Source organism: Streptomyces jeddahensis (assembly GCF_001642995.1).
Classification (GTDB): Bacteria; Actinomycetota; Actinomycetes; order Streptomycetales; family Streptomycetaceae; genus Streptomyces; species Streptomyces jeddahensis.
Map to the genome: position 1 here is coordinate 84628 of NZ_LOHS01000156.1, position 22222 is coordinate 106849.

Annotated in this window: 18 protein-coding genes; 6 read left to right on the top strand and 12 right to left on the bottom strand. The window is 69.8% G+C overall.

Annotation, left to right across the window (positions count from 1 at the left end; translation table 11 throughout):
- Positions 1-116: 116 nt before the first annotated feature.
- The 3 genes from STSP_RS31585 to STSP_RS31595 all read right to left on the bottom strand — a co-directional run bounded on the left by STSP_RS31585 (position 117) and on the right by STSP_RS31595 (position 3109).
- The gene (locus STSP_RS31585) at positions 117-1193 is read right to left on the bottom strand and encodes a lytic polysaccharide monooxygenase auxiliary activity family 9 protein (RefSeq protein WP_067284436.1); all 1077 of its coding nucleotides are present in this window, start codon (positions 1191-1193) and stop codon (positions 117-119) included.
- A 58-nt stretch (positions 1194-1251) separates the two neighbouring features.
- Complete coding sequence (locus STSP_RS31590; RefSeq protein ID WP_067284437.1) at positions 1252-2397, bottom strand: GH12 family glycosyl hydrolase domain-containing protein; 1146 nt, start codon at positions 2395-2397, stop codon at positions 1252-1254.
- A 91-nt stretch (positions 2398-2488) separates the two neighbouring features.
- Positions 2489-3109, bottom strand: coding sequence for a lytic polysaccharide monooxygenase auxiliary activity family 9 protein (locus STSP_RS31595; RefSeq protein ID WP_408646390.1), 621 nt, complete (start codon positions 3107-3109; stop codon positions 2489-2491).
- Positions 3110-3405: 296 nt separating this feature from the next.
- On the opposite strand from STSP_RS31595, the gene STSP_RS31600 reads away from it, so the two are divergent.
- The 5 genes from STSP_RS31600 (at position 3406) to STSP_RS31620 (ending at position 10473) form a co-directional block, all read left to right on the top strand.
- Positions 3406-3960, top strand: coding sequence for a GNAT family N-acetyltransferase (locus STSP_RS31600; protein WP_067284439.1), 555 nt, complete (start codon positions 3406-3408; stop codon positions 3958-3960).
- Positions 3961-4730: 770 nt separating this feature from the next.
- Complete coding sequence (locus STSP_RS31605; protein ID WP_067284440.1) at positions 4731-6017, top strand: ABC transporter substrate-binding protein; 1287 nt, start codon at positions 4731-4733, stop codon at positions 6015-6017.
- Positions 6018-6023: 6 nt separating this feature from the next.
- Positions 6024-6929 (top strand): carbohydrate ABC transporter permease, encoded by a 906-nt coding sequence (locus STSP_RS31610; RefSeq protein WP_078067657.1) that lies wholly within the window; start codon positions 6024-6026, stop codon positions 6927-6929.
- Positions 6929-7864, top strand: coding sequence for a carbohydrate ABC transporter permease (locus tag STSP_RS31615; RefSeq protein ID WP_078067658.1), 936 nt, complete (start codon positions 6929-6931; stop codon positions 7862-7864). The genes STSP_RS31610 and STSP_RS31615 overlap by 1 nt, the downstream gene beginning before the upstream one ends.
- On the top strand, positions 7861-10473 hold the full coding sequence (locus STSP_RS31620) for a beta-galactosidase (RefSeq protein WP_067284441.1): 2613 nt from the start codon (positions 7861-7863) through the stop codon (positions 10471-10473). The genes STSP_RS31615 and STSP_RS31620 overlap by 4 nt, the downstream gene beginning before the upstream one ends.
- 111 nt (positions 10474-10584) lie before the next feature.
- Here STSP_RS31620 and STSP_RS31625 read toward each other — a convergent pair whose 3' ends face one another.
- From STSP_RS31625 to STSP_RS31635, 3 genes are all read right to left on the bottom strand, one after another.
- Complete coding sequence (locus STSP_RS31625; RefSeq protein WP_078067659.1) at positions 10585-12369, bottom strand: serine/threonine protein kinase; 1785 nt, start codon at positions 12367-12369, stop codon at positions 10585-10587.
- Positions 12370-12738: 369 nt separating this feature from the next.
- Positions 12739-13563, bottom strand: coding sequence for an alpha/beta fold hydrolase (locus STSP_RS31630; RefSeq protein ID WP_067284525.1), 825 nt, complete (start codon positions 13561-13563; stop codon positions 12739-12741).
- Between the two features lie 142 nt (positions 13564-13705).
- Positions 13706-14635, bottom strand: a complete 930-nt coding sequence (locus STSP_RS31635; protein ID WP_078067660.1) for a helix-turn-helix domain-containing protein — start codon at positions 14633-14635, stop codon at positions 13706-13708.
- Positions 14636-14749: 114 nt separating this feature from the next.
- Here STSP_RS31635 and STSP_RS31640 point away from each other — a divergent pair, with 114 nt between their 5' ends.
- On the top strand, positions 14750-16321 hold the full coding sequence (locus STSP_RS31640; RefSeq protein WP_232789873.1) for an alpha/beta hydrolase: 1572 nt from the start codon (positions 14750-14752) through the stop codon (positions 16319-16321).
- A gap of 258 nt (positions 16322-16579) precedes the next feature.
- Here STSP_RS31640 and STSP_RS31645 read toward each other — a convergent pair whose 3' ends face one another.
- From STSP_RS31645 to STSP_RS31670, 6 genes are all read right to left on the bottom strand, one after another.
- Positions 16580-18004, bottom strand: a complete 1425-nt coding sequence (locus STSP_RS31645) for an RtcB family protein (RefSeq protein WP_067284444.1) — start codon at positions 18002-18004, stop codon at positions 16580-16582.
- 45 nt (positions 18005-18049) lie between these two features.
- Positions 18050-18697 carry a protein-L-isoaspartate(D-aspartate) O-methyltransferase gene (locus STSP_RS31650; RefSeq protein ID WP_067284445.1) on the bottom strand — a complete coding sequence of 216 codons (648 nt, stop codon included), beginning with the start codon at positions 18695-18697 and terminating at the stop codon, positions 18050-18052.
- 16 nt (positions 18698-18713) lie between these two features.
- On the bottom strand, positions 18714-18947 hold the full coding sequence (locus STSP_RS31655) for a hypothetical protein (protein WP_067284446.1): 234 nt from the start codon (positions 18945-18947) through the stop codon (positions 18714-18716).
- Positions 18948-19137: 190 nt separating this feature from the next.
- A complete protein-coding gene (locus STSP_RS31660; protein WP_067284447.1) occupies positions 19138-19590 on the bottom strand; it encodes an archease in 453 nt (150 codons plus the stop codon).
- A 114-nt stretch (positions 19591-19704) separates the two neighbouring features.
- On the bottom strand, positions 19705-20436 hold the full coding sequence (locus STSP_RS31665) for a DUF429 domain-containing protein (RefSeq protein ID WP_067284448.1): 732 nt from the start codon (positions 20434-20436) through the stop codon (positions 19705-19707).
- 178 nt (positions 20437-20614) lie between these two features.
- Positions 20615-22075, bottom strand: coding sequence for an amino acid permease (locus tag STSP_RS31670; RefSeq protein ID WP_078067661.1), 1461 nt, complete (start codon positions 22073-22075; stop codon positions 20615-20617).
- Positions 22076-22222 lie beyond the last annotated feature (147 nt).

Sequence of the window (22222 nt, forward strand, 5' to 3'; positions counted from 1 at the left end):
TGGCGCCGACCACCGCCCAAGGGCCGTGGCTCCTCCCGCGGCACCTGACTGAGCGTGGGGCCTGGAGCCCCACGCTCAGTCGACCAACGACCGGCAGCCGACGTCGCCGCGTGACGCTATGACGTTACGCAGTCGATCGTGCCGACCGGAGAATCGTTGCCCGTGGACGTGGCCGTGAAGCCGAAGGTGACGCTGCCGTCGGTTTTGATGACGCCGTTGTGGTTCACGTTCTTCACCGTGACCGTGCCGTCCGAACCGGTGGACAGCGAACCGTTCCACACGCTTTCGATCCTGGTTCCCTCGCCGGGTTTCCACTGCACGGCCCAGCCCCTGGTCGGAGCCGTACCGTGGTTCATCACCTCGACGGAACCCTGGAAGCCGCCGCTCCAGGAATTCTCCACGGAGTACATGGCCATGCAGGAACCGTCGGGCGCCGGCGTGGGGGTCGGCGTCGGATCCGGAGTCGGGGTGCCGCCTGAGTCCCGGATGCCGGTCACCTCGCCGTTGCCGCCGTCGAAGACGACGTCGGAGCAGGAGAAGAAGTTCTCCTGGCTGTCCGAACGCACCCACTGAATGAAGATCAGCGCGTCACCGGAGCGGCCGGAGGGCAGGGTCAGATCCCAGTAGTAGTGGCCGCCGTCGTTCCCCGGGGAGCCCTGCTGGGGCGGGTCGGTGACGGTCTGGATCAGCTCCAGGTCGTCCCACCCCAGCGTCGAGGTGGGCGACCAGCCGGGCTTGCTCAGGTAGACCCGGAAGTCGCCCGGGTGGGCCGCCCAGTTGCTGTACTGGACCCGCATCGTTGCCCCGGACGTCAGATGCGTCCTGGGCCAGTCGGCGCGGGCGGCGTTGTAGGCGGAGAAGTCGTACGGGGACCGGTCGCCGGCGCTGCACAGAGTGCCGTCCGGCACATAGCCCGGGCCTCGCCCGCCCGCCTTGGCGTCGAGAACGGCGTACCAGTTGTAGAGCGCGTTCGCGCCGCTCTCGTTCAACGCGTCCTGACATGCGGGGTTGGTCGGGTCCAGTGCGCCGGTTTCGGTGATGGCGTCCAGCTGGCAGAGGTAGGTGCGAGAGCCGGGCATCATCGCCACCCCGTGGGCCTGCGCGTTGCTCTGCCCGAGGAGAGTCAGGCCCAGCCCCCCGAGGAGGGTGGCCAGTACGGCCGCCCAGGCGGTCATTCTGCTGCGTCGGATCATGGAGCCTCCCGTGTGGCGTAGATGAGGAATGATCAGTGCATGACAAGCACGCATACGTTCAGTGCGTGACGGACTTGGATGCTGTGGTGCAGGCGGTGCCGTTCAGGCTGAAGTCGTCCGGCTCGGCGAACGTGCCGCTGTAGGTCCCCTGGAAGCCGAACGTCTGGCTGCCGTCGGGTGTGATCTGCGCGTTGTGGGCCGACGCCGTCGCCGTGACGGCCCCCGCGGACGGGGTGACGGAGGCGTTCCAGGCGCCCGTGATCTGCTGTCCGGAGGGCAGGGTGAAGGCGAGCTCCCAGTCGTCGACGGGGGATGAGCCGGTGTTGGCGACGGTGACGTCGGCGGTGAAGCCGCCCTGCCAGACGTTCGTCGCGTACGTCACCTCGCATGCCGCCGGATCGCTGGGGCCGCCCGGAGTACCACCGGTGTTCACGGTCGAGGAGAACGAGTTCACCGCGAGCCCCCCGCCGTTCTGCCAGGGTTCAAAGCCAGCCTGCACACTCGTCAGGTACCAGTCGTCCTCGGCGAGTCCGCGGGAGACGGCCTGCCGGACGAAGTCCATGACGTCGAAGCTCCAGCTGCTGATCGCCGAGGGAGAGACGAAGGACAGCACGTCGTTGCCGCCGTTGTTGCCGGACCACACCTCCCAGGAGCGCCCGGCCACGGTGGCCGTGCCCACCTGCGAGCCCACCGGCTGGACCGGACCCACCCTGTTGAACCAGACCATGATTTCGGTCTCGTTGACGCCGTCGGTCTTCGGCGTCGGGTCGAGCCAGATGTCGTACGCGGCGTCGAAGACCGCGTCGCTGACGTAGCTGTACGAGATGCTGGTGGGCGCGCTGGAGATGCTGCTCAGCCGCGCAGGAAGGTTGGTCCCCGGTGAACAGTTGGTGTAGTGGCAGCCGTTGAAGACCGACGGGTACGACTTCGGGGCGCCGTTGGTCGGAACCGAGCCGTCGGCCTGGGTGACGGTGAAGCCCGAGTCGGTGACGTTGATGCACTGCGGGTCGCTGGTGCCCCAACGGTTGTTCTGGACGACATAGCGCCCCTGGATCGTGGTCGATCCGTATTGCTCGCAGATCGTGGTGTCGGCCTGGGCCGCCGTCGCCGTGGTCAGGAGTGCAGCGACGACGGCGAGAGCGGTGAGCAGCCCTCCGAACAGGCTGCGCAGGGGGCGGCGGGGCCGGTGCGGAGATGGTCGCATGCGGGGGTCCTCTCCGGAGGGATGCGGGGGGCGGGCCGGTTCCCGCCGGACGCGGCACGTCCGGCGGGAACCGGTGTGCGTCAGTGACGGGTCAGCGGAAGTTCACGTCGCTGCACAGGAAGTACGTCTGGTCCTGGTGCGATGCCTGCCAGATCGTGTAGACGACGTGGTGGCCGCTGCGGCCCGAGGTGCTCACGTCGATCGAGTAGTTCTGGCTGGGGGCGTACGCGCCGGTCCGGGTGACCAGTTCGAGGTCGTCCCAGGTCAGCGGCTGGGTGGTGGGGTCGAAACCCTGGCGCGTGACGTAGACGAGGAAGTAGTCCGCGCCATGGCTGGCCTGGTCGTACAGCTGCACGGTGAAGTCGCTGTCGACGTCCGTCGTCTTCCAGGCGCCCACCGCGTCCAGGGAGTTGTAGCGGCCGCTCTCGGTCTGGCCGCCGCTGCATAGTTCCCCATCGGGGACGACTGACTGGAAGTCGCCGGCGGAGCCGTTGCGGTAGAGCCCGTTCCAGTTCCACATGGCGTTCGGGTTGTCCTGCCACGCCTGCCAGCACATGGGGTCTTCGTCCGCCATGGCCGGGTTCTGGAAGTCGCTTCCCCAGCGGAGCCAGCAGCCGTAGTTGCGGGATGCCGGGTCGACGACCGAACCATGGGCGACGGCGGTGCTGCTCCACGGAATCAGGGAGAGCAGCACTGCGGCGAGCAGGCTCATGACGAGTGTCGAGCGACGCCGTAAGCGGCGTGATGTCGCGTTCATGACAATATCTCTCATGGCAAGTCGCGGCTCCTTCTTCCAGAGGGGGGTGTGGGTGTGGGAGCGCTCCCGCGGTATCCAGGCTGTGCCCCTTGAAGCGGAGCTGCAACCCTTCGTTTGAGCCAGTTCCACGACGCGATGGCGCATTCGATTCGTTCGACGTACCGGAAAGGCGCGTCGTCGATTGCCCGGTGTGCGAGGTGCCCCAGCGTGCGGGGCGATGGTGTCAGCGGCCGCGGTTACAGTGTCGCGTCATGACATCACTGTGGTTCCGCGCTGCTGGTCCCGATGATGCGGAGAGGGTGGCTCTCCTGCACGCCGACAGCTGGCGGCGGCACTACAGGGCCGCCTACGCCGACTCGTTCCTGGACGGCGACGTCGTCGCTGATCGCCGGGCCGTATGGTCGTCACGTCTTGCCGACCCGGCCGCCGGTCCGGCCGTCGGCCTGACGGTTGTCGCTGAAGACGACACCGGGCTGGTGGGCTTCGTGCACGTGGTCTTCGACGACGATGAGCGATGGGGCAGTCTCGTCGACAACCTGCACGTCACGAACGACCGGCGGCGAACCGGCGTAGGTGGTGCCCTGCTGACCCGTGCCGCCGAGGCCGTCGTCGAGCGAGCGGCGGGCAAGGACATGTACCTGTGGGTGCTGGAGCAGAACACGGCCGCCCAGGGGTTCTACCGTGCCCTCGGTGGTTCCCAGGCGGAGGTAGCGCCGGTGCCACCCCCCGGCGGCGTGCCCGCCCGGCTCAACGGCCGCCCCAAGATGCTTCGCATCGCCTGGTCAGACGCTTCAGCGCTGGGCTGATGCGGATCGGAACGGTCTTCATCGTGGTTGCGGGGGGAAGAGGACACCGGTGGCCGCTCACTCAGGACGAGGCTCCGGCCTGACGGCATCGTGCCTGTTCAGTGCTTGCGTTGCCTGGTGCTGCGTCTGTTCGGCCACCACGCGGGCTTCCGCCACGACGTCACCGCGTTCACGTACCAAGCTGTCGTAGATGGGCAGGTTCTCGTTTCGGGTTGAGTCGGGTGTCACAGGGTTGGTCCTTCTTGTGTCGTACGTGTGGGCCGCATGGCCGGGAGCCGAATAACCGGGCGAACCAGTGGTCTGGACCGATCAGCGTGGTAGCCGGGCACCGGCTCGGTATTGCTCACTGGAATCCAATCTGTTGCATCACCGTCGTGCGGGCTCGTGTAAGTCTGCGTCGTGCAGCCGCCGCCGTGTTACACCTCCACCGCGATATCCCGAATATCGGGAGATGTTCTGTGAGGAGGACGGCGTTTCCCGCCGGGCGATGGGGACAGCGTTCCGCGGTCCGACGGCGCCCCGCGCGAACCCCGTCCGGCGTTCGTCCGCCTGGCGCCGCCCGCACCGCCCGTGAGTCCAGCCAGGAGCGCCCCGGCAAGGCCGTGATCGCTTCCGTGGCGGCGTACGACTGTGTTGCGGCAGAAACCCGTGGGAAACAAGGTCTTGTCCCCGACTTAAAACGATGGTTAGTTTAACCGCCACTCGAAGCCCGCCCTGGTCGGCGGGCGACCTCCAGAGCGTTTGCATGCACGTCAGGGAAGGGCACTGCCATGTCGCTTGACAGAGCGAAGGTTTCGCGTCGGGGTTTTCTTGGTCTGGGAGTCGCGGCGGGCGTCATCACGCTCACGGCGTGTGGCTCCAGCAGCGGTTCGAGCGATGAGCCCCTCGTGATGACGGTGTGGGGCGGCGAGACGGACCGGTCCACGTACCAGAAGCGCATCGACCTGCTGGTGAAGAAGCACCCCGACCTGAAGGTGAAGCTCCAGCTGATTCCGTCGGACTCGTACGCGCAGAAGGTGCAGACGATGATCGCGGGCGGCAACGGCCCGGACATCATGCAGGTCGCGGAGAACGTCAACGTCTACTCGAGCAAGAACCAGCTCCGGCCGCTGGACGACCTCGCCAAGAAGGCGGGCCTGGACCTGCAGAAACGCTTCGGGGCGATCGGGTCGCTCTACTCGTACCAGGACAAGGTCTACGCGATACCGGACCGTTCCGGCGCGATGATCGTCTACTACAACAAGACCCTGTTCGAGTCGAAGGGCATCGACGCGCCGACGGCCGACTGGACCTGGGACGACGCACTCGCCGCGTTCAAGGAGCTGACGACCAAGGGCAAGACGTGGGGCTACGGGGGCGCGGGCTGGTGGCCCCAGTGGTGGAGCTTCGCCTACCAGAACGGCGGCACCATCATCGACGCGAACGGCAGGCCGGCGGTGGACAGCGACGAGGTCGTCGAGGCGCTGCAGTGGGCGGGCGACCTGCTCTTCAAGCACGGCGTGGTGCCGTCGAAGGCTGAGTACGCCGACATGGGCGCGGACGTCGGCGGCGACCAGGCCTTCGCGGCCGGCAAGGTCGCGGTCAACGCGACCGGGTTCTGGGCCATCAGCGGCCTTGCGAAGACCGAGTTCGAGTGGGACATCGCGCCGATGTGGCGCGGCAAGAAGCAGGCCGTGTCCTCCTTCGGTAGCGGTCTCGCCATCTCCCGTACCGCGAAGAACCCCGACAACGCCTTCAAGGCGATCGACTTCCTCACCTCGCCCGAGGCCCAGCAGCAGATCATCGCCACCGGTCAGGACGTGCCGGCCAACATCGAGGTGCAGCAGAGCGAAGCGTTCCTCAAGCCGGCGTGGATGAAGACGACGGTGAACATGGGCGTGTTCGCCGAGTCGAGCTCCTTCCTCTTCAAGGCGCCGTTCATTCCCGAGTGGAACGAGATGCAGGCGGCGTTCGACACGGGACTGGCCGACTTCTGGCTCGGCAAGCAGAAGAGCGCCAAGGTCGCGCTGACCGCGGTCCAGAAGAACCTCGAGTCCATCATCAAGTCCGCGGGATAACCGGCGATGGCGATGTCGAAGCTGCGGCGCCGTGAGGCGCTCTGGTTCTACCTGTTCGTCTCGCCGTGGGTGATCGGGTTCCTCGTGTTCCTGCTCGGACCGATGATCTCGTCGATCTACCTCTCGCTGACGGACTGGGACTCCTTCACCCCGCCCAAGTGGGTCGGTCTGCAGAACTACGTCAAGCTGCTGACCGATGACCCCGTGTTCTGGAAGGCGCTGGGGAACACCTTCCACTACGCGGCGATATCCGTCCCGCTCGGACTGCTGGTCGGGCTGTGGCTGGCGAACCTGCTCAACAAGCAGGTCCGCGGCCGCAAGGTGTTCCGCACCCTGATCTACCTGCCGACGCTGGTGCCCCTGGTCGCCGCGGCGATGGTCTTCCGGGTGGTGCTCGCCCCGTCGGGTCCGTTCAACGACGTGCTCGGGCTGGTCGGTATCTCCGGCCCGCAGTGGTTGCTGGACCCGAGCTGGGTGAAGTACGCGCTGATCCTGCTGTCGGTGTGGGGTGCCGGCAGCGCGACCGTCCTGCTGCTCGCGGCGATGAAGGGCATTCCGCGGGAGCTGTACGAGGCGGCGGAGGTCGACGGCGCGGGCCCGGTGCGGCAGTTCTGGAGCATCACCGTGCCGCATCTGACCCCGGTCATCTTCTTCAACCTGGTGATGGGGCTGATCGCGGCGTTCCAGGTCTTCTCGCAGGTGTACATCCTCACCCCCAAGGCGTCCCAGCCCGGAACGTACAACGCGAGCCAGACGATGGTGCCGTACCTGTTCGACCAGGCGTTCTCCTACTACCACATGGGCTATGCGTCGGCGATCTCGTGGCTGCTGTTCGCCGTGATCCTGGTGTTCACGCTGCTGGCCTTCCGCACCACCCGCCGCTGGGTGTTCTACGAGACCGAGGTGAAGTGATGGCGACGTTGGTATCCGCCGCCGCGCCGCAGCAGGAAGGCGAACAGCGTCCGGGAGGCGAAGGGCGCACGAGCGAGGCGCCCCGCGTCCTGCGGGTGTTCCGGGCGACACCGTTCACCTACGCGACCTTGATCATCGTGTCGGCGATCCTCTCGACGCCGCTGGTGTTCGTCGTGTCCATCGCGCTGGCGAGCGACCACACGGTGGCCGCCAACTCGTTCACGATCTTCCCGAGTGAGTTCCACTGGGAGAACTTCACCCGGGTGTTCGGGACGGATCTGCCGATGGGCCGGTTCCTGCTGAACTCGCTGATCATCTCGGTCGGTTCGGTCATCGGTCAGATGGTGTCGAGCGGCCTGGTCGGCTATGCGTTCGCGCGCCTGCGTGCCCCCGGGAAGAACGCGCTGTTCCTCATCGTCATCGCGACGATGATGATTCCGGCGCAGATCACGATGATTCCGCAGTTCATCCTGTTCAAGGACCTGGGCTGGGTGAACACCTATCTGCCGCTGATCGTGCCGAACTTCTTCTCGAACGCCTTCAACGTCTTCCTGGTCCGCCAGTTCGTCTCGCGCCTGCCGAACCAGCTCGACGAGGCGGCCATGGTGGACGGGCTCGGATTCTTCGGCATCTACCGGCGCATCATGCTCCCGATGCTGTGGCCTGTGCTGATCGCGATCGGCATCTTCACCCTGACGTACAACTGGGGTGACTTCATGGGGCCGTTGATCTACCTCAACGACGAGTCGAAGATGCCGCTGGCGCTGGGCGTGCAGTACATCACCACCACGGGCGTGGCAGGCCAGCCGCCGCCATGGAACCTGGTGATGGTCGGTTCGATCCTGCTCACGCTGCCGATGATCGCCGTCTACTACCTCGGCCAGCGGTACCTGTACGAAATGGACATCAGCGGCGGAAGCGCGGGGGTCAAGTGAGTCAGCCGACCATCGTCAACACGGGTCTCGAGCTCGACGTCCGGGGAATCTGGATCGACGGCAGTCCACGTGTCGTACTGTGCGCGTCGCTGTTCTACTTCCGTCTTCCGCGGGAGCAGTGGCGTGCGCGGCTCGAACAGGTGCGGGCGTCGGGATACACGTGCGTGGACGTCTACCTGCCGTGGAACTTCCACGAGTTGGCGCCGGGCCGCTGGTCCTTCGAGGGCCGGCGGGACGTCGCAGCCTTCCTGGATCTCGCGCACGAGGCGGGGTTGTACGTCATCGCGCGGCCAGGCCCGTACATCTGCTCCGAGTGGGACGGCGGCGCGCTGCCGGCCTGGTTGGGCCTCGACCCCGACCTGCGGGTCCGGCAGCACGAGCCGCGATTTCTCGCCCAGGTCACCGCGTGGTTCGACCGGGTGCTGCCCCTTCTGGCCGACCGCCAGTACTCGGAGGGCGGCCCGGTCATCATGGTGCAGTTGGAGAACGAGCTGGACTTCTTCGACTGCGAGGATCGCACGGGCTACCTGACCGCCTTGCGCGACCAGGCGATCCACCACGGCATCACCGTGCCGCTGATCGCCTGCGCCGGGCAAGGTGATCTCGCCGGGGCCACCGGAGACGTCCCCGGCGTCGTACCGGCGTGCAACTTCTACCCGGACGACGACTCCCCGCACATCGAGGCAGAGGTACGGCGCTATGCCGAGATGCTGACCGACCGCGGTGTGCCGCTGCTGATCACCGAGACGAATCGGCGCCATCGGACGCTGCGGCGGCTGCTCGCCAGCGGCGCCTCGCTGATCGCGCCCTATCTGCAGTCGTCCGGGTGGAACTTCGGGTACACGCCGTCCAGCGGGAACTGGGGCAATCCCGGCAATTTCATGAGCCACGGCTACGACTTCGGCGGATACGTCTCGTCGACCGGTGCCGAACGGCCGGAGTACGCCCAGGGGCAGGTGCTGGCGCGCGTGATCGACGCGCTGGGATCGCGGCTGGCGCTCGCGACGTCGAGCGTGCCCCGTGTGGAGGTGACCGCCGACTTTCCGACCAGCTCGTCACTGTCAGCGCTGGACCTTCATGAAGGCGGCCAGCTGATCGCCGTACCGAATCTCGGCACGGCTCCGGGCAGGGCGGTCGTGAACGGGGTGCCGGTTGCCGTCGCTCCGGACTCGTGTCCGCTGATGCTGGTGGACGTGCCGTTGGGGGCGTGGGGTGCTGCCGGTTCCGACATGACGTTGAGCTTGGCGTCAGCGGATCTGGTGGCGGCGACGGAGGGCGCGCTGGCGTTCTCCTCCGACGTGCCCGTCACCGTCGTCCTGGGAGGGACGCAGGTCGAGATCCCGGCGCCGGCGGCCGGGGCACCCGAGCGAACGACCGTCGAGGGGCTGACGCTTGTCGTGCTGGCGCCGTCGGACGCCGGGCGCCTCCAGGCGATGGACAGCGACGGCACGGTGCATCTGACCGATGCGACCGATGCGCCCGACCGGCAGGGTACGACGCCGCCGGACGCCGTACGGGCGGCGGCGGTTCGGCGGCGGCCCGAGCTGGCTCCCGAGCATCCGGCCGGGAGCCACGAGCTGCCGCCGACGCTGGAGTCGCTCGGCGTGTACCGGGGGCGCGGAACCTACCGGGCCACGGCGGATCTGACGGGCGTCGACGAACTGCTCCTGGTCGGCGCGGCCGACATCGTCGACTTGTCGATCGCGGGTCGGGTACGTCCGCCGATCGCCGGATTCGGTGCGGCACAGCGGATCGACGTCCGTGATGTGACGGGCAGCGCCGGAATCGAGGCCCTCGTGGAGATCTGGGGGCACGCGAACTTCGATGACGCGCGCCTGCCCGCCCTTCGCCTGGGCGCGCTGCGCGGACTCGGCACCCTGTGGATGGTCCGGGACGTTGCAGACCTGTCGGCCCTGTGGACGGTGCGCGGCCAGTGGGCGGGCGTACCGGCGCCCACGCGGGAGCTCGGCGGCTGGAGCAGCACCCGCGTCGGCGTCCCCCTCACCTACACGCGCGACCTCCAGACGACGACCGTGTCGGCGCTGTACCTGCAGGGCGTGGTCGAGCCGCTGCGTGTGCGGGTGGACGACGGCGAGCCGCGCACCGTCCACGCCGAGGACCCCTGGGTCCTGCTGCCCGCCGGTACCCATCAGGTCTCGGTCACGCTGCCCCACCACCCGAGTGGCGGCGGCCTTCGTGCCCAGCTGCTCTGCCTCGAGCCGGTGACGGACTGGTCGTGCGCCGTCCAGAGCGACGACCTGCTGACCACGTTCGCCGCCGAGGCCGGCCCGGCCGAGGACATCCGGCTGCCGCTGACGCTGAAACCGGGTGAGGAGGCTTGGCTCGACGTCGACCTCCCGCCATCCGACGACGGCTTCCTGGTACGGCTGGACGGCTCACAGATCCGCGTGACCGGATGGGCCGCCGGAGAGTGCCTGGGGCGCACTTGGGTCGGCGACCGGCCGGCCTTCTCGGGCGGAGACCCGGACGCGCTCTGGGTTCCGGCGGGATGGTCCCGGCTGTCCGGGTTGACCCTGCTGATCAGGGGCGTCGATGGGCCGGACCTTCCGGAGCTCCGTACGGTGCGGCTGGAGTCCCCGAACGGTTGAGGGCCGGGTGAACCTCGGGAGAGGCTCCGTGTGGCGGCCGCGGATCCGCGGCCGCCACACGTACAGAGAGTTGGGGTGGGACCCGCGGACGACCGCCAGCGGGTGTCCCGATCATGTGCGGCTGAACACGTACGTCTGTGACGGGGAGCCGTACCGGATGCGGTTGTCGTCCACGCGGGCGACGTGCCAGCCGTCCGTCGCCTCCGATGCGCACTGGTGGTCCTCGGGGGAGAAATCGACCATCTCCTGCTGGTCGAGGAAGATCCGGGTTGAGGTCACGCCCGTGATGGTGTGGACGTACCGGCACCAGCCCTCGTCGTCGTAGTACGTCACGGTCACCGACTTGCCGTTGTCCGGCGCCGACGGGATGACGACCGTGTCCTGGCCGCTCGCCCACGTCCCGGCGAACGCGGCCGGGAACTGCGCCCCCGAGTCCGGCGTCGGGTCATCGCCCTCCGGCGTAGCGCTGCCGTCGTCGTTGCCGCCGTCCTGCCCGGTGCTGCCCGACGACGGCGACGGGTCCGTGTCCCCGCCGGGGTTCGGCGTGGTGCTTCCCGACCGGGAGGAGGAGGGCGAAGGCGACGCCGAGTCGGATGCCGAAGGCGACGGTGAGGCGGACTTCTGCGGCACCGCCGAACTTGCGGACGCCGAAGGCGCGTTGGTCGGCGGCCGCACACCGCCGCCCTTCGCTTCCTCCCTTTCTGCCCACGGCAGCAGCAGCCAGGCCCCCATGCCCGTCACGACGACGGTCACGACCACGAGGCATACGACGAGCAGGCGCCGCGTGCGGGTGCGCCCCTGCGGCTCGGGCTGCGGCTGCTGCGAGGGGCCGGGAGGAGGGGTTGCCGCTTCCGGACCGGTGCCGCCGGCCGTGTCTGCGCTCCGTCCCCGCAACACGACGGTGCCCGTGCCGTTCTCCTCGGGACCGTTAGCACTACTAGGACCGGCACCGGCACCGGCGGCTGCCAACTCCTCGGCCGTACGCCGTGCCCGGCGCTCCAGCAGCTCCACCAGGTCGGCAGGAAGCCAGACCGCCTCACCCCCGTCAGCGGTCCCGGCCTGGCCCTCGGCCTTCCCGGCCGCACGTTCCAACACCTCCTCCACACCGGGCCGTTCGCCCGCCGGCTTCCGCAGGCAGGCGGCGATCAGTTCCCGCAAGTCCCCATCCGTGGAGGGGAGTTCACCCAGTTCGGGCTCGCCTTCCACGATGCGGAACATCTGCGCGTGCGGTCCGATGTCCGGGTCTCCGAACGGCGCGACGCCGGTTGCCGCGTACGCCAGGACCGCACCCAGGCAGAACACGTCCGCGGCCGGACCGACCTGCTTGCCGAGTACCTGCTCGGGGGCCATGTAGCCGGGTGAGCCGACGGTGATACCGGTGCGGGTGAGCGGCGTACCGGGCTGGGCGAAGTGCCATGCGATGCCGAAGTCGATGACCCGCGGCCCGTCGGGAGCGAGCAGCACGTTGGACGGCTTGAGGTCGCGGTGGACAAGGCCCGCGGCATGGATCGCGCGCAGCGCCCGCCCGAGCCCGTCCGCCAGCGCCCACACCGACCGTGCGGGCAGCGGCCCGTACACCGAGCCGACGATGTCGGCCAGCGACAACCCGGGCACGTACTCGGTGGCGACCCAGGGCGTCTCCGCCTCGGTGTCGGCGTCGAGCACCTGCGCCGTCCGCTCCCCGCCGACCGTACGCGCGGCCCGCACCTCCCGCCGGAACCGATTGCGGAACTCCTCCTGGCCGGCCAGCTCCCGGTTGACGACCTTCAGGGCCACCGCGCCGCCGCCGTCGGCTGCGCGCGCCAGATAGACACGCCCCATCCCGCCGCGCCCGAGCAACCCGACAACCTGGTATCCACCGACAACCCGCGGATCTTCCGCCCCCAGCGCGTCCATGACAGATCACCATACTGTCCGGCCCACGCCTCTACGAACGCATCGCACGCCCGCCGGAACAGGGAGTTCGCGGACGTCCGGTTCGACACACCCGCCGGCCGGTCGCGCCGTAGCGGTGTCGGGGGCCGCCCGTACAGGTCAGGCGGCGGCTCGCGGTTCTTGCCGACGCCCACGGCGATCAGTGCCGCTACCGGGACGCCATAAGAAGCCGCCCGCGCCGGGGGCGAGGTCGGGCGGCACGGTCGGCAGGGCACGGGCGCCGACCGACAGGCCCGTCCACTGGCCGAAGCCGGTGAAGTCCAGCGCTCCGGCCCGCGCTCGCAATCCGAGAGGGCGCGTCAGCAGTGCGGGCGGACGCTACAGGAGGGGTCAGGTGAGGAAGCTCAACAGGGCCGCGGTGAGTTCGGCAGGTGTGTCCTCTTGGACCAGGTGACCGGCACCGGGCAGCACGCGCAACTCGGCTGCCGGGATACGGCCCGCCAACTCGTGTGCCCTCGCCACAGGTATCCACCTGTCGTCCTCTCCCCAACACACCAGGACGGGAAGGGCGATGGACCCGTAATCTCCCTGGATCTCATCGGTGAAGCGCTGATCGGCCTGCGCGATCTGGCGGTAGAAGGCTCGCTGGCCGTGATCACCGAGCCACGGTTCGACGAGACGGTCGAGGACCGCCGGTTGAAGCCCAGGGCTGCTGGCCGAACTGATGTATTCGCGCACGAGTGCATGGTGCAGATTGGGCGGCAGCTGTTCGAAGACCTTGAAGTGCTCGCCGACCAGCCGGAAGAACGGTGAGCCCCAGGGTGCCAAGGCGACCGGGTCGACCAGCGCGAGACGCCGATAGCGTGCTCCGTGCAGCAGATGGGCGCGCAGGGAGACGGCGCCGCCGAAATCGTGCGCCACGACAAGGGGTTCGGACAGGCCCCAATGGTCCAGCAACTCGGTGAAGACCCGGCCCTGAGCGGCCAGTGAGACATCCTGGCCCTCGAACTTCGCCGAAGCGCCGTAGCCAGGCATGTCCCAGACGAACACCTGGTGATGCACCGCGAACGCGCGGGCGATGCTGCGCCAGACGTACGAGGAGAACGGCGTACCGTGCAGCAGAACCACCGACGGGGCGGACGGATCACCAAGCCGGTCCCAGCGCACCTCGCCCGAGGTGCTGTCAAACGTCTTGGACAGCTCCCAGTCACGCAACGCGTCCACCCTTCCCTAATGTCAGGTGTCATTCCGCGCTTTACACCTTACTTGCCGTGATGGGTTCCGCAAGGCGCCAGCATCTCCTCGGATTTCGGGCGCTTCTTCCCCGGCCCATCCGTTCCGCCGCATGGCGTGCTCATCAAGGCAGCCGGCGGAGATCGGTGGCCAGGGCGGTGCGGAGCCAGTCGTGGGCGGCGCCGAGTGTGGGTTCGAGTGGGGTGGCGAGTTCGGCGGCGAGGTGCCAGTAGCGGTCCATCACGGGGTGGGCGGACCGGTCGAGTTGGAGGCTCAGTCGGCGGCGGAAGGCGGGGGTGTCGCGGGCTCCGTGGGCGTGGGCGTAGGCGGAGACGAAGCAGTCGAGTGCCTCGCCCTCGTGTGGCGCCCGCCCGGTGCGCAGGGCCGGTGCGGCCAGTTGGTACGCCTCGCCGAGGCCGTCGTAGAGCACGGTCGGGCGGTACTCCCCGTCGTGTTCCGGGGGTGGGGGCCGCCAGTCGTGGCCTGGCGGGCAGGGCGCCGTGGCGAGGGCGTGCAGCCGGGCGAAGGCCAGTACTTGGGTCGGGGTGGGGTCCGCGGGCGGCTGTGGCACGGCCGCCTCGATGATCCACGACACCTGCCGGGCCGGAAGCCGTAGGGGCAGCACGCGTCGCCAGAAGCGGGCCAGCGTGGCCGTGTCCGGTGGCACTGCACCGCCGAGGAACGCGCCGATCAGCCGCAGCCGGTCGGCGCGCTCCTCGGCGGTGCCGTCCCGCAGCAGGTGCAGCGCGGCCTGGCGCCAGCGCAGGGCGGCCAGTTGGGAGCCGAGCTCCTTCAACTGCCCGGCGATGGCGTCCTCCAGCGCATCCTGCCGGTCGAGGGCCCGGTCGATGTCGGTGACCGGCAGGCCGAGGCTCCGCAGCGAGCGGATCAGGCGGAGCCGGTCGATCGCCTCGGGACCGTACCGGCGGTGGCCCCCTGCACTGCGGGCGGCCTCGGGCAGCAGGCCGCGATCGGAGTAGAAGCGGACGGTCTTCACGGTGACGCCCGCGCGCTCGGCGAGCTCCCCGATGCTCCACATGCCGTCTGGCGACAAGGCTTGAACCTCCCTCAGGGGGAGTTCCTACCGTACCGGCGCGCACGGACGGCCGATCAGGTCGCCTGCGCGGAACGCGATGGACGCGATCGACGCGATGGCGAGATGGACGAGATGGACGAGACGGACGAGAGGGACGAGGGGGCGATCATGGCGGCACGGGGCGCGACGTTCGTACTGGTGTCGGGCTGCTTCACCGGTGGCTGGATCTGGCAGGAAGTGGTCGACCAGCTGCGCGATTCGGGTGCCGAGGTGCATCCGGTGACCCTCACCGGCATGGGGGACCGCCGCGACGAGGCGGCTCCCGGCACGGACCTGGAGACGCACATCGAGGAGGTGGTGCGGCTGATCGACGGCGTGGACGCGCCTGAGGTGGTGATCGTCGGCCATGACTACGGCATCCACCCGGTGCTGGGCGCCGCCGACCGCCGCCCGGAGCGCATCACCCGGATCGTGTACCTGGACGCGGGCATGCCGCAGGACGGCGACGCGGCACTCCAGCTGGTGCCCAATCAGGAGGTCCGGCGGCGGCTGCTCGGCCGGTCCGGACAGGCGCAGGCTGGGGACGACTGGCGTATCCCCGCGCCCGCATTCGACGAGTGGCAGCGCTGGGGCAGCACCGCCGGCCTCGCGGACGAGGCCCTGGACCGGCTGACCCGCCTCGCCGCCCCGCAGCCGGCGGGCACGCTCACCCAGCCGCTCAAGCTCTCGGGCGCGGTCGCCCACCTGCCCACCACCGGCGTCCTCTGCACCGGGAGCGGCCTGAACATCGCCCTGATCGAGGACATGGTCGCGGGCGGTCTGCCGCAGTTCCAGGCCCTCGCCGACCCCGAGGTGGGCTTCTTCGAACTCGCCACCGGGCACTGGCCGATGCTCTCCTGCCCCGACGAGCTGACCGAGGTGCTGCTCAGGGCCGCGGCGGGGGAGGGCCACCGGATCACCGCACCCGGCGAGGTGCCCGCGTACATGCGGCCCTTCGTGCTGGACGTACCGGAGCGGACCCGCGAGCGGGTCGGACGGATGGACCTCTACGTCCCCGACGAGCTCGCTGAGGCCGAAGGGCCCCGTCCGGCGGTGGTGTTCGTGCACGGCGGCCCGGTCCCTGCCGACCTGCGGCCCACACCGCGCGACTGGCCGGCCTTCGTGGGTTACGGCCGGTACGCGGCGAGCCTGGGCGTGTTCGGCGTGACCCTGGACCACCGGCTGCACGGCTTCGACGACTACGGGCGCGCAGCCGAGGACATCGCCGAGACCGTCGACCTGCTCCGGGCGGATCCGCGCATCGACCCCGAGCGCATCGCGCTGTGGTACTTCTCCGGCGGCGGGCTGCTGCTCGCGGACTCGCTCGCCGAGCCCCCGTCGTGGCTGCGGTGCGCGGCAGTGACCTATCCCGTCCTCGTGCCGCTGCCGGGCTGGCCGGCCGTGGAGTCCCGCTTCCGCCCGGCCGCCGCGGTGAGCGCCGCGGGGCGGCTGCCGATCGTGCTGACCAGGGTGGGCTTGGAGAACGCCGAGATCGCCGCCACGGTCGAGGAGTTCCTGGCCGCCGCCAAGGCGTGCGGGGCCGACGTCGAGGTGATCGACGTGCCGGACGGGCACCACGTGTTCGACACGATCGACCACACCGAGCAGTCGCGGCGTGCCGTGGAACGCGCGATGCGGACAGTCGTGGGCCACCTGCGCGGTTGACCCGCCCGCGGGGTGAGTGTCTGGGCTGCTGCGGCGGACGTAGCGGGGGACTGCGCCGCGTCCGGCAGCAGCCGTCACGCTGGCGGGTCGCGGCCTCGCCCCGGTGGGTCCCGGCCTCGCGTTGGCAGGTTCCGGCCTCACCACGGCGGGGGTGCGCAGGTTGCTTGTACGGCACCCGAGACTCGGGTGCCCGGGGGTACGAACAGGTGCCCGACTCACGCCGGCGGGCCCCGCCCTCACCCCGGCACGCCCCCGGCCTCACCCCTTGACGACGCCGAGCGGCAGCAGTCGGGCGACCAGCCGGGCCAGCCCCGCCCCTTCCGTGGCGGTGGCGACCGCGTCGACGTCCTTGTAGGCGCCGGGTGCCTCTTCGGCGAGCCCGCGCCACGACGACGGCCGGACCGCGATTCCCTGGGACTCCAGTTCGCTGCGGAGTTCCTCACCGCGGACCCTGCGCAGGGCCTGATGGCGGCTCCACACCCGCCCCGCTCCGTGGCAGGCCGACCGAAACGCGTCGTTCCCGGTGGTGCCGACCATCACGTACGAGGCGGTGCCCATGGTGCCCGGGACCAGTACGGGCTGGCCGGCCCCGGCGAGGTCCTCCGGAAGGCTCGGGTCGCCGGGCGGCAGCGCCCGCGTGGCGCCCTTGCGGTGGACGCAGAGCCGGCGCCGGGCACCGTCCACCTCGTGCCTCTCGATCTTCGCGGTGTTGTGGGAGATGTCGTACACCAGGTCCACGTCCACCCCGGTCGCGACGGCGAAGGCATGGCGTGCGGCCTCGGCGAGCAGCTGCCGGTTGGCGCGGGCGTAGTTGGCGGCGGCCGCCATCGCCCCGAGATACGCACGGCCGGGCGGCGAGTCGACGGGCACGCAGGCCAGCTGCCGGTCCGGCAGGCGGATGCCGTACGTCTTCAGCGACTGGTCCATGACGCGGACGTGGTCGGTGCACACCTGGTGCCCGAGGCCCCGCGAACCGCAGTGGATCATCACGCAGACCTGGTCGGGCCTGAGGCCGAAGGCGGCCGCCGTCTCCGCGTCGTACACCCGGTCGACGGCCTGCACCTCCAGGAAGTGGTTGCCCGAGCCCAGGCTGCCCACCTGCTGCAGCCCCCGGTCCACCGCCCGCTGCCCGACCTGCGACGGATCGGCCCCGTCCAGCACGCCGTAGTCCTCGCAGCGCACCAGGTCGCGCGGTACGCCGTGGCCGCTCTCGACCGCGTACCGGGCGCCGCCCACCAGCAGCTCGTCCATCTGGGGACGCCCCTTGAGCTTCCACAGCCCGCCGCGTCCCATGCCGCGCGGGATGGTGTCGCCGAGGATGTCCATCAGCCTCCGCATGTTCGGGGCGAGCGGATCGCGCTCGATGTCGGCGGCGAGCAGCCGTACGCCGCAGGAGATGTCGAACCCCACCCCGCCCGGCGAGACCACACCGGCGTCGTCGATGTCCGTGGCGGCGACTCCGCCGATCGGGAAGCCGTAGCCCCAGTGCACGTCGGGCATCGCGAAGGAGGCACGGACGATGCCGGGCAGCGTCGCCACGTTCACCACCTGCTCCAGCGCCTTGTCCCCGGCCGCCTGGGGCAGCAGGTCCCGCGTGGCGAAGACGATTCCGGGCACCCGCATCGGATCCTGCTGGTCGATACGGAAGCGGAACGGGCCGTCCTGGACCAGCGTGATGTCCATGCTTCGAGCGTACGTGCGGTGGCGACGCCGAGGCGACGCATCGGATCAGGGAAAGCCGTACCGCCCCCGCAGGCGTACAAAACGGGCCGCCGTCACCAGCCGCCCCTCGTCCAGCCCTGAAGCCGTGCGCCGGAACGACATGACCTCCTCGTTCCCACCGGGACCGATGGGCTGTACGAGGCGGCCGCCCGGCCGCAGCTGCTCGATCAGCGGCGCGGGGACCTCGGGGAAGGCGGCGGACACGATGACGGCGTCGTACGGAGCACGGTCGGGCACGCCGCCGCTGCCGTCGCCGACGCGCAGTTCGACGTTCCGGATGCCTTGACCCTCGAGGTTGCGCTGGGCCTGCGCGGCGACGTCCGGCCACATCTCGATGCTCACCACGTCGGCGGCCAGCCGGGCGAGCAGCGCGGTCTGGAAGCCGAGACCGGTGCCGACCTCCAGTACGTGCTCGTCCCCGCGGAGGCCGAGGCCCTCGATCATCATGGCCGACAGCGAGGGCTGCGTGGTCACCTGATCGTGGCCGATCGACACGGGTACGTCGTCGTACGCCGCCGCCGCACGGCCGCCGGGGACGAACTGCTCTCGCGGCGTCGTACGCACGGCCTGGAGCAGACGCTCGTCGGCGATCCCTGCGGCGCGCAGGGCCCGTACGAGATCCTCGGGAGTACGAGCAGGATCCCGCCAGTGCACGGGGAGCCGGCCGGGCTCAGGCGTGGTCGACCAGCTGCCCGACGCCCTGCTGGCGGGCGCAGTGCGCGCAGCAGAAGAACTGTCCGTCGGCCTGCATGCCGTGGCCGAGGATGCGGCACTGGCAGTTGGTGCACGTCGGGGCCATCTTCTGGGCCGCGCACTCGAGACTGTCGAAAACGTGGACGGCTCCCTGCGCCCGTACCTCGAAGGCCATCTCGTAGTCGTTGTTGCAGACCTCGCACACTGCCATGGACGTTCACTCCTTGATGTGGTGCGGCCATCGGGCCGCATGCGGCCCGCCCGGCGCAGCTCCCGCTCGGAAAGGTTGCTCCCGAATCCCTCTTCCACGGGTCAGGAGTACGGATGCGTTCCGTGCTCAGGGATCACACGGGCGAGGCGCCAGATGCCGCCGTGCGCAGGGATCCACGTGATCAGGGCACTCACACGTCGAGCGTCACCGAGCAGGTCCAGCCTTCAGGGCGGTGGGAGATGTCCAGGTCGTGCAGCGTGACCGCCTTCGGCGCCGCCCCCGTCACGGGAAGTGACGAGGCGTCAGCCATGTGCAGGCCGGCCCGCAGACCCTCGGGGACAGGGGCCAGCTCCACGTCGACCGGTACCTCGTCGGCGGTGTCGAGCCAGTACACGATCTCGTCGAGCAGGCCCACCAGCAGGTCCGCGTCACTGTCCGCCCGTATCACCACATCCCGGGTGCGGACACGGGCGGCTCCCGTCAGATCCAGGAACGACTCGCAGACACCGCGCACCGCGTGCGCCAGGCACTCCTCACGGGTCGGGGCCCAGGCCTCCACCCGCAGGTCCGCGGTGTGCGGCACACCGCGGTGGCCGCCGCGCGGCACACCACCGTGCCGCGTCGCTGCACCTTCCGGATGCATCACACCCAGCTCCCCGCGTATCCGGACGAAAGCTCCTCACCACCACCATCGTCGCCTTTCCCCTGCGGATGCCACGTGGGGATGTCACGCTCGCCGAGGGGGCATCCCGGCGCATCAGAACAGAAGGGGCAGGCTGCCCTCCGGCGGCAGATGGATCCACCCCTCGATCTCGGCGGCGGCCCGGTCCTCGTCCCCGGGCGGTGCGGTGAGCCGGAGCGCGACGGCGCGCGCCACCAGGGCCGCGATCAGGGCATCGAAGGCATGCTCGCTGCGGTCGTACAGCTCCTGGACGCGCGGCTCGCACCTCAGCTGCGGTGCCGTCGCGAGCAGGACCTCCATCGAGCGTGGGCTGCCGAGCGCCCAGCGGAGCCGCGCGGCGGCGGGGTAGACCTCCACGACCCCGCCTGTTCCGGTCCGCTCCACCTCCACACCCCGGGCAGCGAGCGCGTCGGCGAGATGCGCCCAGCGGGCGGTGGTGGCGCCGAGCCTGTCGAAGGACACGGACAGCGGCGGACGGGCCCCTGCGCCGAGTGCCCGGTGGGTCAGCAGGTCGGTACGGCGGAGGCGCAGCGTGGCGCGGTGCGTGGCGCTGTCGGTGCCCCGCCCCGGCCATGGCCTCCCGGCCGCGTGCGCGGAGACGGCCTCGACGAAGGGGATCGGCCAGCCGAAGGGACAGTCGACCCCGGCGTGGTCACCGGGCCGGAGTCCGGCGAGGAGCCCGACCAGCTCCTCGTCGGTGCACCGCAGCCGCGGGGGCTCGACGACGGCGGTCGATCCCTCCCAGACGATCACTGCGGCCGCCGTGGTCGGCGGGCTCGCGGCGAGGTCGATCCCCAGGGTTCGCATGGGCTCATCATGACGGAGGGTGGCGGCGGGCGGGACTGGAGTGATCAGTCTCTGCCACCGGCGCCCTACGCTCCGGTTCCCGACAGGTCGGCCCAGACCGTGGCGACGGAGCGAACCGAGGAGCCTGCCGCGCTCAAGCGTCGGCAGGCCCCTCGTGCGTACCACTCGCCGTCGTCCGTCAGTGGCGGCTGACCGCCTGGTCGTCGGCGTTCCGGCCGAGCCGCTCCCGGACCAGCGCGACCGCGACGACCAGCGCGGCGAGAAGCACCGACAGCAGCACCTGGATCCGTCCGCCGCCCTCGCCGTCGTCAGTGAGCATGTAGCCGAGCACGAACGTGATCAGTGCGATGGTCGCCCAGGTCAGATACGGGAACAGCCACATCCGGACGACGAGCTTCTCGGGGTCCTCGCGGAGGATGATCTTGCGCATCCTCAGCTGCGAGAAGCAGATGACCAGCCACACGAAGAGCGCGATCGCGCCCGAGGAGTTCAGCAGGAACCGGAAGACCGTGTCGGGCCACAGGTAGTTGAACGCGACTGCGACGAAGCCGAAGGCGACGGAGGCCAGGATCGCGGCCTGCGGGACGCCGCGTGCGTTCGTCCGCGCGAAGGACTGGGGGGCGTCGGCGCGCTGGCCCAGCGAGAAGGCCATACGGGAGGCGGTGTAGAGGCCGGAGTTGAGACAGGAGAGCACGGCGGTGAGCACGACGACGTTCATGACCTGGCCGGCGTGCGGGATACCGATCGAGTCGAGGGCCGCGACGTACGAGCCCTTCTCGGCGATCGACGCATCGTTCCACGGCAGCAGGCAGACCACGACGAAGATCGAGCCCAGGTAGAAGACGCCGACCCGCCAGATCACGCTGTTGGTGGCCTTGGTGACCGCGCGCTGCGGGTCGGCGGACTCACCGGCGGCGAGGGTGACGATTTCGCTGCCCATGAATGAGAAGACCACCAGCAGCACACCGGTGAGGATCGCGCTCGGCCCGTTCGGCAGGAAGCCGCCGTGCGCGGTGAGGTTGCTCAGACCGGCTGAGGCGTTGTCAGAACCGGGCAGCACACCGAAGACCGCCAGACCGCCGACGACTATGAAGGCGGCGATGGCCGCGACCTTGATGCCCGCGAACCAGAACTCGAACTCGCCGAAGGAGCCGACCGATGCCAGGTTCGTGGCGGTGAGCACGACCATCACGATCAGAGCCCAGGCCCACTGCGGTACGGCCGGGATCCACCCTTCCAGGATCACTGCCCCGGCGGTCGCCTCCACGGCGAGCACCACGACCCAGAAGAACCAGTAGAGCCAGCCGATCGAGAAGCCGGCCCAGCGTCCGAGCGCCCGGTCCGCGTAGGCGGAGAACGAGCCGGAGCTGGGGTTGGCCGCGGACATCTCGCCGAGCATCCGCATCACGAAGACGACCATGGCGCCGACCAGGGCGTAGGACAGCAGGATGCCAGGACCGGCCGCCGCGATGCCGGAGGCGGAACCCACGAAGAGGCCGGCGCCGATGACCCCGCCGATAGCGATCATGGACAGATGGCGGTTCTTGAGTCCGGCCTGCAGACCCGACGCGTGAGGAGGCTGGGTGCCCGTGGGGGGAGGGGAGGCGGTGGTCACCGGGCTGGGGGGACGTGTAGTCATCTGGACTTCCAGGGAGTTGGGCGGGCGGGATCAGGCGCAGGTGTGGCTCGCATCCGAGGGCAAGGGCAGCGGGCGGACGAGCGAGCCGGGCGGGTCACAGACGGCGATCACGGCCCGTACTGGTTCCGCACGTCGCAACACCCTGGC

Bases quoted from the DNA above. Each gene is read 5' to 3' on its own strand.
- STSP_RS31610 (WP_078067657.1), top strand. From the start codon at position 6,024: ATGGCGATGTCGAAGCTGCGGCGCCGTGAGGCGCTCTGGTTCTACCTG.
- STSP_RS31665 (WP_067284448.1), bottom strand. From the start codon at position 20,436: ATGCGAACCCTGGGGATCGACCTCGCCGCGAGCCCGCCGACCACGGCG.
- STSP_RS31645 (WP_067284444.1), bottom strand. From the start codon at position 18,004: ATGGACATCACGCTGGTCCAGGACGGCCCGTTCCGCTTCCGTATCGAC.
- STSP_RS31655 (WP_067284446.1), bottom strand. From the start codon at position 18,947: ATGGCAGTGTGCGAGGTCTGCAACAACGACTACGAGATGGCCTTCGAG.
- STSP_RS31595 (WP_408646390.1), bottom strand. From the start codon at position 3,109: ATGAGCCTGCTCGCCGCAGTGCTGCTCTCCCTGATTCCGTGGAGCAGC.
- STSP_RS31590 (WP_067284437.1), bottom strand. From the start codon at position 2,397: ATGCGACCATCTCCGCACCGGCCCCGCCGCCCCCTGCGCAGCCTGTTC.
- STSP_RS31585 (WP_067284436.1), bottom strand. From the start codon at position 1,193: ATGATCCGACGCAGCAGAATGACCGCCTGGGCGGCCGTACTGGCCACC.
- STSP_RS31670 (WP_078067661.1), bottom strand. From the start codon at position 22,075: ATGACTACACGTCCCCCCAGCCCGGTGACCACCGCCTCCCCTCCCCCC.
- STSP_RS31605 (WP_067284440.1), top strand. From the start codon at position 4,731: ATGTCGCTTGACAGAGCGAAGGTTTCGCGTCGGGGTTTTCTTGGTCTG.
- STSP_RS31640 (WP_232789873.1), top strand. From the start codon at position 14,750: ATGGACGAGACGGACGAGAGGGACGAGGGGGCGATCATGGCGGCACGG.
- STSP_RS31600 (WP_067284439.1), top strand. From the start codon at position 3,406: ATGACATCACTGTGGTTCCGCGCTGCTGGTCCCGATGATGCGGAGAGG.
- STSP_RS31660 (WP_067284447.1), bottom strand. From the start codon at position 19,590: ATGCATCCGGAAGGTGCAGCGACGCGGCACGGTGGTGTGCCGCGCGGC.
- STSP_RS31625 (WP_078067659.1), bottom strand. From the start codon at position 12,369: ATGGACGCGCTGGGGGCGGAAGATCCGCGGGTTGTCGGTGGATACCAG.
- STSP_RS31615 (WP_078067658.1), top strand. From the start codon at position 6,929: ATGGCGACGTTGGTATCCGCCGCCGCGCCGCAGCAGGAAGGCGAACAG.